The sequence below is a fragment of the Pirellulales bacterium genome (assembly GCA_036490175.1).
Taxonomy (GTDB): domain Bacteria; phylum Planctomycetota; class Planctomycetia; order Pirellulales; family JACPPG01; genus JACPPG01.
The window spans coordinates 1-11,128 of record DASXEJ010000383.1; the positions used below are offsets into that span (position 1 = coordinate 1).

Below are 11,128 nucleotides of genomic sequence, written 5' to 3' on the forward strand. Positions count from 1 at the left end.
TGGAAACCGAAAGGCATGGAATGGCAACCAAAGCAGGACGTGATGAAGCATTGATCCTGTCGCTTGCACGCGGGCTAAACGTTCGAGCCGCAGCCAAGGCAAGTGGCTACAGCGAGCGGCAGACCCACCGCAAACTGGCAGAGCCAGTGTTCCGCCGTAGAGTCAGTGAGGCCCGCGGAGCAATCGTAGGCCGTGCCGTTGGCATGCTGTCGGCGGCGGGCACGGAGGCGGCACGGACATTGAAAAAGTCGCTCAAAAGCGAGACAGATCTGGTTCGGCTTTCCGCGGCCCGCAGCATCCTCGAACTGGGCAACAAGCTCCGTGAGACTGCTGAGTTAACCGAACGGATTGAGGCATTGGAAGCTTTGCAGGAACGACAGGGTCAGCAAGCCGGAAATTCTCAGCCCATGAAAATCTTCAATCGAGGCGCAAAATGAGCCTGCGCGGCCGAATCAACAAACTGGAGCGGAGCCTTGCGCCGCGAGTCGATCCCGTTCAGCCGCCTCTCTTGACCCGTGGTAGCAACCCGATTCCATGTCGGGATGCATGACTACAACCGGCTTGCCGTTCCACAGCCGTGCCGTTCGACGCATCTCGTTGACACCGTAGCCGCAAGTGAGGGGTGTCGCGATCTACGGGTTATCGATCAGTCTTCGCTTGGCAGGTAGGGGCTGCCGTGGCCCGTGCGTCTGGCATGGGTACAAACAGGGGGACGAATAAGGGTTCGCCAAGGGGATACGATGCAGGAGTATCAGAGGGGGTTCTGCCTAGGGGCGAGGGGGGTGCCGCGTGCCTGGAGAGGGATCTAGGTCGGCCTATAAAATCTGCCTTTTTTGCTTGTCCCCCATTTTCTCGGTGGCTATCCTGCATGCATCGCAGGCGTCTATTCCGCGGATTTGTAATTCGCCTCAGGATGCCTCTCTCGGGGCGAGCTGCTGACCTTAATCTAAAGCCGGCTACTCTGCGGTCATCAATGCGCCGCTAGTCGCCCTCTCTTGCCGGCTGCATCTCTTTTCGCGTTACGCATGTGCTTCGTATCGCCCATCGCCCGACTGGTGCATAGACCACCGGTCGTTCATCAAACCACAACCGAGATCACTTAATGATCGCAATGAAGAATAATCGTCGGTTCGGCAGCGTATTGCTGCTGGCCCTTCTTGGCCAAGTCATGCTCCTCTCGTTCGGGTCCCCGCGCAATGCAAGTGGCGTGACCGTTCACCCTGGAGACGTGTTCCTCGGCGCACAGATCGGACCCACGGCAAACAATGATTTTGGCGTGCTTGACATTGATCCGGTGACCGGAAACCGCACGATCGTATCTGATAGCGCAGTGGGCGCAGGCCCGGCGTTCAACGCCGCAATCGACTTAATGTCGTTGCAGTCGGACGGCAGTTTGCTCGTTACCACCGAAGACAGTGTGTTGTACCGAGTTGACCCGACTACGGGCAACCGAACGATTATAAGTTCCAACAGCGGCAACGGCGGTCTACCGTCCACCTACGTAGAGGGCCGACAATTTGGCAGCGAAATCCTGCTATCGGGCTACCCGATTCTTGCTGTCGATCCGGCTACCGGGGATCGCACTTTGGTTTCAGGACCGGGCCGCGGGACCGGACCGAGTTTAGTTTCCGCAGGATTCGCGATTTCGGGGACTAATCTGTTTGTGGCCGACTTCAGCGGCGGCACGATACAGAAGGTCGATACGAATACAGGTAATCGGACGATTGTGACAAGCGCAAGCGTTGGCAAGGGGACATCGTTTACCGACCCAATTGATGTAATTGTGAACCCCGCGGGAGGCTTGCTATTTGAGGCATTGGTCGGCGGGTTTACGCCGCGATTACTTAGCCTTGATCCGGCAACCGGTAATCGATCGATCTTTTCGAGTTCGGGCCCAGCCGTTGGCATTGGGCAAATAGGGATTTCGTCAAATGGTAGTACCGTCTACGTCAGTGGGTCGGTTTCGTTCAGCGTCCTGGAGATTGATTCCATCACCGGAGTGCGCAGCGTACTTTCGGATGCAACGCATGGTGCCGGGCCCACATTCACTAATCCAGGGAATACGGGTCTTGTGGTGGTCCCCACTCCCGAACCGTCTACGTTCGCGTTGCTCGCGCTCGGCGGACTCGCCATGTTCGCGTTGCGAAGGCTTCGCCGAGGCCACGGAAGCGTTCGAAGTCCCAAGGCGGCGGCCGCGTGCATAGTATTGGTCGCGGCGATAAGTATGCCATCGCATGCACGGGCCGAGAATCTCTACTGGATCATGGACGGCAATGAAATTCAGACGTCCGCACTCGACGGGTCGCCCGTACGGACCATTGTTACTGTACCGGCTTCAGCGAGCATTCTGCACTTTGATTTTGATCCATCGGCCGGCAAGATCTATTGGGATGAGTACGTCCACGATAGCAATGGGTTTCGCGATGAGATTTTGCGAGCGAACTTGGACGGGAGCGATCAGGAAACGATCCTTGCATCCGTACCCAATCAATCGGGCACCAACGACGCGTTTGCGGTCGATTCCGTGAACCAAAAGATGTACTTCGTTGAGAACGTAAATAACGGCTCCGGCCTCGCCCACCAAACCATTTTTCAATCAAATCTGGACGGCTCCAATCCAATCCAAGAGTACCAGAACAGCTCGATCACCCAATATTTTGACGAGATCAAGGTCGATGCGCCGCATAACACTCTGTACTTTTCCTCTGCCGTCAACCAGTCGATCCAGCCGACTATTTCCGGGACAGTCGAGACGGCTAATCTGGATCTGACCAACCACTCGTTTCTTGTCCCTCCCATAGACGCGACGCAGCCACGCTGGATTGCTCCTGATCCGCAGCACAGCCTTGTCTATTTCTACGATACGAATACCGGGTCCATTGACTCGGTGACGAATTCTGGCGTGCTCTCAAACTTCCACCAAATACTGACGCTCGGTTCCTTTGCCCAAATGTGGGGCCTTGCCCTGGATGCGACTGCTTCAAAACTGTATTTCACGAATGCAAACTCCATTGAAAGCGCAAACGTAGATGGAACGGGAATCAAGCTCGTGCTAAGTTTCGGCATTACCGGCCAGTACCCCAACATTCCGCAAGAACTCGCCTTCGGCCCTCCCGTCCCAGAACCCAGCACGTTCGTCCTCGCCGCGCTCGGCGGTCTTGCATTGCTGGCGGCGTGGCAGCATCGGCGCGCATGATCGTGCCCATTCGGCCGGGTATGATGGAGCCATGCCCCCAGCCCCCAAGCACACCCGCCGCTGGTTCCAGTTTGGGCTGGGGACGACGCTGCTGTTGATGGCGAATCTAGCGTGGGCAGCATCGCTCTGGCCCTTCGCTGTCGAAGAAACACAATATTACCAACGACCACTCGGAGTGGGACAGAAGTGGGAGCGAGTTCGACCGCCGAATTTCAACTATGCAATCCCCCACGAAACAAAGATCGAAACTGCTCTCAGGCCGAGTCACGCCTTGGTATATCCTGCAATCGCCTTCTTCGCATTAATCGCGTGGACTGTAGTCAAGCGATTGGCAAGCCGTAGGGCCATGCCACCGCCAGCATCGCAGTCCTAGGATTCCATCCGCTTAATTCACTTCACGCCTGCACACGCCAATCCCCCGCTACCTGGCTTTTGACGCTGTTGGGCTTTCTCGCAGCGGTTGCGTATTGCATGCTCGTCCTCGCGGCGCTCGCATCGCCCAAGAAACCGGCATCAACGAAGCGGCGCTGAGCAAGTTTTACCTAGGACAACGCGGACTTTCGTCGAAAGCATTGAATGGCCTCGGTGAGTGTTTGGGCGCAAGAGAAACAATCGCAAAGCGATGCTGCGGAAAAAGCTTGGCGAGATATGGTATCTGTCTTGGAACACATGGTTGAAACCCGTTGTCGCGAGCGGATGCTTGCCGCCGGTTTTCAAGAACATGAATTGCAGCAAGGTTTTTTCGTACGTTATTCGCCCGGTTACGTCGATGGCGAAGACCCGCGAATGCCGGCGTTCAAGCCAAGCCGGCCGGCAAGACCTTCGCCACGGCCCGCGAGCCGGGAAACCGAACTGGCGAAGGAATACCCGATCCACGTTGTAACGTCGTGGTTGGGCAACACGCCCCGCATCGCCTTGAAACATTACCTGCAAGTGACCGATGCCGACTTTGAGCGGGCGGCCGAAGCGTCGGAGCAAGGCGGTGCAAAAAGCGGCGCACGAAGCGCACAAAAGGCGGCGCAGCCAGGACGCGTCACGAAGGGCGGCGAATCGCACGATCCAAGCGCAACTCCTGTCGGGTGCGCCATTTTTGCGACTCTCAGCGATATACAACTCTTTGACGCTAAATCGCTTAGCGGAGAGGACAGGATTCGAACCTGCGGACCAGTTACCCGGTCACGGGTTTAGCAAACCCGCGCTTTCGACCACTCAGCCACCTCTCCGGATTGAACACATCTGTCGCCTCGGCGGGCCGTGAATCAGGCCGGCCGAACCTCAGATTCTAGGCAATTCGCCTGTTGCCGCAAGGCGGTTTTCGCCGCTGGCGATCGACCCGACCGACCAATTCGACCCGAATCGCCAGGCCCCGCCGCGCGACAATTGCCTCGAAGCTATGGTTGTAGGGAACTAATATGGAGCCGGATTGCGTCGGCATGGGACAGAGCCGTGCTTTTCGGCGTACTCGACCCATCTTGGCCTCTCCGTCGGTTTCAGACTGGCCGCTGGGCCGGGAATGGGTCGTCCGCCTTCCCCCATGAACTCGCTGAAAACGTAACATCCCGTGACAATTATCTCATCGATCCCACGCTGCGCGGTTCAGGCCTTGCAGATTCCGCAAGCGAAGCTGGAGTGATTTCCAAAAAGAGTGCAGGTATCACCATGGTTGCTCGCAGTTTGAATCGAATTCTCGGCTGTACCTTGGCGTTGGCTGTCGCATGGCTCGCCGCCACGTCATTCGATATTAAATCGACGGCGCACGGCCAAGATCGCAGCTTGTCGGGCGGCGAGCCTGGCAGCTTCGACGTGCTGCAACGCAAAGCGAATGCCGACGGCGGCGCCAAGCCCCTGTTCGCATCATGGCCGGGCGAAGCCCTCACATCCGCGGCGGCTCTCGACGGCATCACATCCGCAGACTTGCGTCGTCACGTATCGGCGCTGGCCGACGATACGTTCGAGGGGCGCGAAGCGGGCAGCCGGGGCGGCCGCGCCGCGGCCGGCTATTTGCAGATGCAGTTAAAATCCTACGGTCTGAAGCCGGCCGGCGAAGGCGGGGGCTACTTCCAACAGTTCAACGGCAATTGCCGCAACATACTCGCCATCATCGAAGGGACCGATCCGGCACTTAAAAACGAAGTCATTCTCGTCAGCGCGCACTACGATCACGTGGGCTACGGCAACGCCCGCAACAGCTACGGTCCGACCGGCTACATTCATAATGGCGCCGACGACAATGCCAGCGGCGCCTCGACATTGCTGGAAGTCGCGCAGGCCTGTGCTCAGCTAGAACCCAAGCCCAAACGCTCGATCCTGTTCGCCCTGTGGGATGCCGAAGAGAGCGGGCTGAACGGCTCGAAGCACTGGCTCTCCAAGCCCACTATGAAGTTGTCCGATGTGCGGCTGATGATCAATATGGACATGGTCGGCCGACTGCGGAACAACAAGCTCACCGTCTACGGCGCGCGTACGGCCCGTGGGTTGCGCAAGCTGGTCAGCCTGCCCAATGGCGGCGAACCAATGACGATTGATTTCGATTGGCAGATCAGAAGCGATAGCGATCACCATCCGTTCTATATGCGCGGCATCCCGATCCTCATGCTGCATACGGGTCTGCACGGTGACTATCACCGGCCGAGCGACGACGTCGAGAAGCTGAACGTCGACGGCATGCAGCGCGTGGCCCGTCTCCTCTTCGGCCTGACGGTCGAGGTGGCCAATCTGCCGGAACTGCCGAAATTCCGCGACGCCGTGCGCCGCGAATCGACCTGGACCCAGCAAACGGTCGAGCGCGTGCAAGCACCTCCACCGGGTCGCCTGGGTTTGCACTGGGATCGCGAGGATAAAGCCGCGCCGGGATTAAAGGTGTTGCAGGTGGTGCCGGGCGGCCCCGCGGCGCAAGCCGGCCTGCGCACGGGCGATCGGCTGCTGAGCTTCGCAGGCCAGGAGCTTGCGGCCGATACCGATCTGGCCGGCATCGTGCTGGCGGCCCAGAACCCAGTGCAGGCGGTTGTTGCGCGCCAGGGAGCCGAACAGCCGATCCCCCTCACCGTGCAATTGCGCGGACAGCCGACCAAGCTCGGCATCGTGTGGCGCGAAGAAGAAGCCGAACCCGGCAGCGTGATGCTGATCAGCATCGTGCCCGGCTCGCCGGCCGCCCGCGCAGGGCTGCGTCCGCTGGACCGGGTTTACGCGGTCAATGGCCAGGCATTCAATTCGGGCGACGATTTGCGACAACTGCTGGCCGCCGCCACCGTGCCGTATGAATTGTCGGTCGAGCGTGTCGGACAGGTCCGCGCGGCAAAGATCGTCCCGCTGCCAGGTGCGGCGCCGGTGCCCGCCGACAAGCCACAGTAACAAGCGTCGCATCAAACGTCGCGCAAGGTAAGGATGCTTGCCGTACCGACGGTGCGACTGCAATGCACTTCGTCGGCGATCGTAAAAAGAAATGCTCTAGTCCGGCTGGCCCCAGACCCGTGGGCTTTGAAAACCGGCTGGTTTGGGGCGGATCTTCGGCGGGGCCGCTGCACCAGCATAACTGTCGTAACGAGCGCGCAGTTGCTTGACGATCTCGGGTTGCGCTGCGGCAACATTCTGCTTTTCGCCCGGATCACTCGCCAGATCGAATAGCTCGGCCTGCCCCTTGGGATTCTCGGCCGTGGATTGGTCGGGTGCATCTTCGCCATTGGCGACGTTCAATTGGCCATTGAGCACCAACTTCCAGTCCCCCATGCGAATGGCGCCCGAACGCGGCGCGGCATTCAGCACGATATCCTCATGAGGAGAAGCGGCGCCCGCGGTGAGCGCCGGCCAAAGGTCGCGACCATCCAGGGGCAGCTTTTGCTCAAGCGGTGCGCCGGCCAGCCGTAGCAGCGTCGGATACCAATCGACCATGTGCAGTGCCGCGTTCACGCTGCTGCCCGGGGTGATGTGACCGTCCCAGTTGGCGAATGCGCACACGCGCACGCCCCCCTCATACACGGTCGCCTTGCCGGCGCGCAATGGTCCGTTGTTGGTGAGCTTGCCCGGCGCTGGTCCGCCATTGTCGCTGGAAAAGATGAAGAGCGTGTTGCCCGCGATCCCAGCGTCGCGCACGGCCGTCACGATCTGTCCGACGGCCTCGTCCATCGCCGCGATCATGCCGGCGTACGTTCGCCGCGCACCCTTCAGTTGCGCATAGGGGGCCGTGTATTTCTCGGGAACCTGATGTGGAGCGTGCACCGCATTGAACGGCACATATAAAAACAACGATTTGTTTTTGTCTCGCTCGCGAATCACGCGCACGGCCTCTTGGGCAATCAAGTGCGTGGAATAGCCCTCGTCGTGATTCTCTCGGTCGTTACGATGCCAATCGAATCCCCCGTCGCGCACGTGGGTGAAGTAATCGAGCGCGCCGTTGTAATGGCCGTACTGGCTCTGAAAGCCGCGCTGCGTCGGCAAATACTCCGGACGAAAATGCCCGAGATGCCATTTGCCCGCGATCGCTGTCTGATAGCCCGCTTCGGACAAGGCCTGCGGCAGCGTCCGCTCTTCCAGCGACAGACCATATTGCGCCCACGGGCGTACTACGCCCACTTGCAGGCCGTAGCGCAACGGGTATCGCCCGGTCATCAACGCGGCCCGTGTGGGCGAGCAGACCGGCTGCACGTAGAACTGGTCCAATCGCGCGCCTGCCATTGCCAGCGCATCGAGATTGGGCGTTTGGATCTCGCTGCCACGCCAACTGACGTCGTGCGAACCCAGATCGTCGGCCAATATAAAAACGATATGCGGCTTCGGCGCCGCCGCCTGCTCGGCCGCACGGGCCAAACCCGGACACAGCACCGCACAGAGAATCAACACGACCAGCAGCGAGAACCGACGCATCGGTGTATTTCCTTCGGGTTGAGGCGTTAAGGCGTTCGACCTCTCCAGAGTCGCGGCCCAAACGTAGCACGCTTAGTTGGGCTTTCGCCCCGACGCGGCCGGCGGGTCCTTGGCAGGCACCTTCAACTCGGTGCGCAACCGGGCAAGCTCTTTTTCCAAATCCTGCTGGGCAGACGCATAACCGGCTTGGCCGAGAACGCTCGTCAGCTCGTGCGGATCTTTCTCTCGATCGAACAGCTCCCAATAGTCCACCTCGTCATCGAGAAAGTGGACCAGCTTGTAACGATCGGTGACCACACCGTAGTGAGGCCGCACGTGGTGCGGCTGCGGAAACTCGTAATATTGATAATAAAAGCTCTTTCGCCAGTCGGCCGGAGTATCTCCGGCCAAAACCGGCCGCATGCTGCGCCCCTGCATCTCGCTAGGAATCGGTATGCCGGCCGCATCGAGAAACGTCTCGGCGAAATCCAGGTTCGAGACAAGGTCTTTGTTCACACTCCCAGGCTTGGCCACGCCGGGCCAGCGCACCAATAATGGCGTGCGCAGTGACTCTTCGAAGATCCAACGCTTGTCGAACCAGCCATGCTCGCCCAGGTAGAAGCCCTGGTCGGCGGCATAGATCACGAGCGTATTGTCGGCCAGACCCTGCTCGTCGAGATACTTGAGAACGCGCCCCACGCTCTCGTCGATCGATGCCACGCAGGCCAGGTAATCGTGCATGTAACGATTGTATTTCCAGCGAACCAGATCCTCTCCTTTGGGATTCGCCTGGCGAAACGCTTCGTTTCTCGGTTCGTAGTAGGCGTTCCAGATGCGCAATTGCTCGGGCGTCAGCCCGGCCGGGGGCGTCAGCTTGAGATCTCCCTTGGTTATGGTCTTGGCGATCGTCATGTCCTGCTCGTGCTCGGCGCGGCCACGGCCCGCGTAATCGTCGAACAGAGTCTCGGGCTCGGGGTACTTGCGATCGTTGTCGTGTCCCAAGTACTTCAGGTTCGGATCCCATTGCCGATGCGGCGCCTTGTGCTGACACATCAAGAGAAACGGCCGATCCTTATCGCGCTCGGCCAGCCAATCGAGCGACAGGTCGGTGATGATGTCCGTGGTATAGCCATCGTGCTGCGTCTTCGTGCCGTTGCGAATCATCGGCGGGTTGTAGTACACCCCCTGTCCCGGCAGGATTTCCCAATAGTCGAATCCCACCGGATCGCTGACCAGGTGCCACTTGCCCACTACGGCGGTTTGGTATCCGGCCGCGTGCAGCAATTTGGCGAACGTGGTCTGCGAGCTGTCGAAGCGGCTGTTCGAGTTGTTGTAAAAGCCGTTCAGATGGTTATAGGTGCCCGTCAGCACCGTGGCGCGGCTAGGACCGCAGATCGAGTTCGGAACCAGACAGCGGTCGAAGCGCACTCCCTCGGCGGCCAGCCGATCGAGATGAGGCGTGCGGTTCAATTGCCGCGGATCGCCATAGGCACTGATCGCCTGGTAGGCATGATCGTCCGAAAAGATGAGCACGATATTGGGACGTTTCTGCGCGGGTGCCGCGCAGGCATTTTCACCGCACAGCAGCGCCACGACAGGCAACAGGCAAAGCGCGGTTCGCATCGCAATTTTTCGTGACGTGTGCATAGCTGCGTGCATTTAGATTCTCACTTCGGTTTTTTATTTCCGCGCAGGTGGCGACACCACGGCGCCCGCGCCAAACTGCTTCTCGAAGAGCGTCTTGAATGGGTTCTCGGCCGGGCCGACCGCGTCTTCATTCACCAGCAAGGGCTGCACTTCTTGCCACCAGGTGTCGTAAGCCGCGCGCAGCTTGGCGACCTCGTCGGCATGCTGATTGATCACGTTGGTCGTCTCGCCCGGGTCGACTTGCAAATCGTACAGTTCCTTGTTGCCCACGAGCGTGTAGCGACTGTCGCGGATCGAACAGTCCTTGTACTTCGCCTGCGCGACTTCTCCGCGAGGCCATCGCCCCACATGCGTAACCAGCGTACGGTCCGGCCATGCGCCATGAGGATCACGCAATAGCGGCAACAAACTGCGCCCTTCGACCTGTGATTTCAGGTCGCCTGTCAACGACACGCCGGCGATTTCGGCCAGCGTCGGCAATACGTCGATCTGCGCCGTGAGCGCAGCGCAGTCGACGCCCCCCGAGAATCCGGCCGGCCAGCGCCAAAACGAAGGAACGCGCGTGCCTCCTTGATAGGGTGTGACTTTTTTGCCGCGCATGCCGGCATTGAAAACCTCGGTCCCGATCGTGCCGCCATTGTCCGTGAGAAAGATCACCAGGGTATTTCTCTCGAGGCCCGAAGTTTGCAACTGGGACATCAAGCGGCCGAAATTCTCGTCGATGTTTTCGATCATCCCATAGAACTTGGCCACGTTCAGCGGAACTTCTCCCTGATGACGCTTCGTGTACGCTTCCGGCACGTCGAGCGGCGTGTGCGCGGCGTTGGGTGTGATATAGGCAAAGAATGGCTGCCGCCCCTTGACCGATTCGATCCACGTCTTGGCTTGGTCGAAAAACATATCCGTGCAATAACCATCGGTCTTTTCAAAGCGGCCATTGTGCAGGATCGCGGGACTGAAGTTCGTATTGCCCGGTGCGTCGCCACAACTGCCCGGATACGATTGCCCGATCCCGCCGGCGCCGTGAATGAACATCTCGTCGAAACCGCGTTTGTCGGGCCAATGATCTGGCTCGTCGCCCAGATGCCACTTGCCGAAGATGCCCGTCGCATAGCCGGCGGATTTCAAAACCTGGGCCAGCGTCGTGGCCCGTAACGTCAGCCGCTCGCGCTCGTTGATCGTGTGGGTGACGCCATTTTTGAACTCGTGTCGGCCCGTCATTAGGGCCGCACGAGTCGGCGCGCAGGTTGGGCTGACGTGAAAATCCGTGAAACGCACGCTCTGCCGCCAGAACGCGTCGAGCGCCGGCGTCTTGATGATCGGACTGCCGAGACAGGCAAAGTCGCCGTACCCCACATCGTCGGGCATGACGATAATAATGTTGGGTGGCGTCTCGGCCCCGCGTGCGATCGAGGCAACCGCGCAGCACAACAGGCCGCACACGAT

The 11,128-nt window shown here is 59.6% G+C and carries 6 protein-coding genes and 1 tRNA gene; 3 read left to right on the top strand and 4 right to left on the bottom strand.

The features are described from left to right. Both VGG64_29515 and VGG64_29520 read left to right on the top strand, forming a co-directional pair. On the top strand, positions 1-437 hold a 437-nt coding region (locus VGG64_29515), incomplete at its 5' end, for a hypothetical protein (protein ID HEY1603778.1). Between the two features lie 1,826 nt (positions 438-2,263). Beyond that, positions 2,264-3,196: a PEP-CTERM sorting domain-containing protein gene (locus VGG64_29520; GenBank protein HEY1603779.1), complete on the top strand. Its 933-nt coding sequence runs from the start codon at positions 2,264-2,266 to the stop codon at positions 3,194-3,196. Positions 3,197-4,332: 1,136 nt separating this feature from the next. Here VGG64_29520 and VGG64_29525 read toward each other — a convergent pair. Then, a tRNA-Ser gene (locus VGG64_29525) sits at positions 4,333-4,419 on the bottom strand. 436 nt (positions 4,420-4,855) lie between these two features. Here VGG64_29525 and VGG64_29530 point away from each other — a divergent pair. Continuing rightward, complete coding sequence (locus tag VGG64_29530; GenBank protein ID HEY1603780.1) at positions 4,856-6,547, top strand: M20/M25/M40 family metallo-hydrolase; 1,692 nt, start codon at positions 4,856-4,858, stop codon at positions 6,545-6,547. Positions 6,548-6,643: 96 nt separating this feature from the next. Here the strand turns inward: VGG64_29530 and VGG64_29535 are convergent, their stop codons facing one another. The 3 genes from VGG64_29535 to VGG64_29545 all read right to left on the bottom strand — a co-directional run. After that, positions 6,644-8,056 (bottom strand): arylsulfatase, encoded by a 1,413-nt coding sequence (locus VGG64_29535; GenBank protein HEY1603781.1) that lies wholly within the window; start codon positions 8,054-8,056, stop codon positions 6,644-6,646. A 72-nt stretch (positions 8,057-8,128) separates the two neighbouring features. Then, positions 8,129-9,658: a sulfatase gene (locus tag VGG64_29540; GenBank protein ID HEY1603782.1), complete on the bottom strand. Its 1,530-nt coding sequence runs from the start codon at positions 9,656-9,658 to the stop codon at positions 8,129-8,131. Positions 9,659-9,715: 57 nt separating this feature from the next. Continuing rightward, positions 9,716-11,128, bottom strand: a 1,413-nt coding sequence (locus VGG64_29545) for an arylsulfatase (GenBank protein HEY1603783.1), incomplete at its 5' end; no start/stop codon positions are given.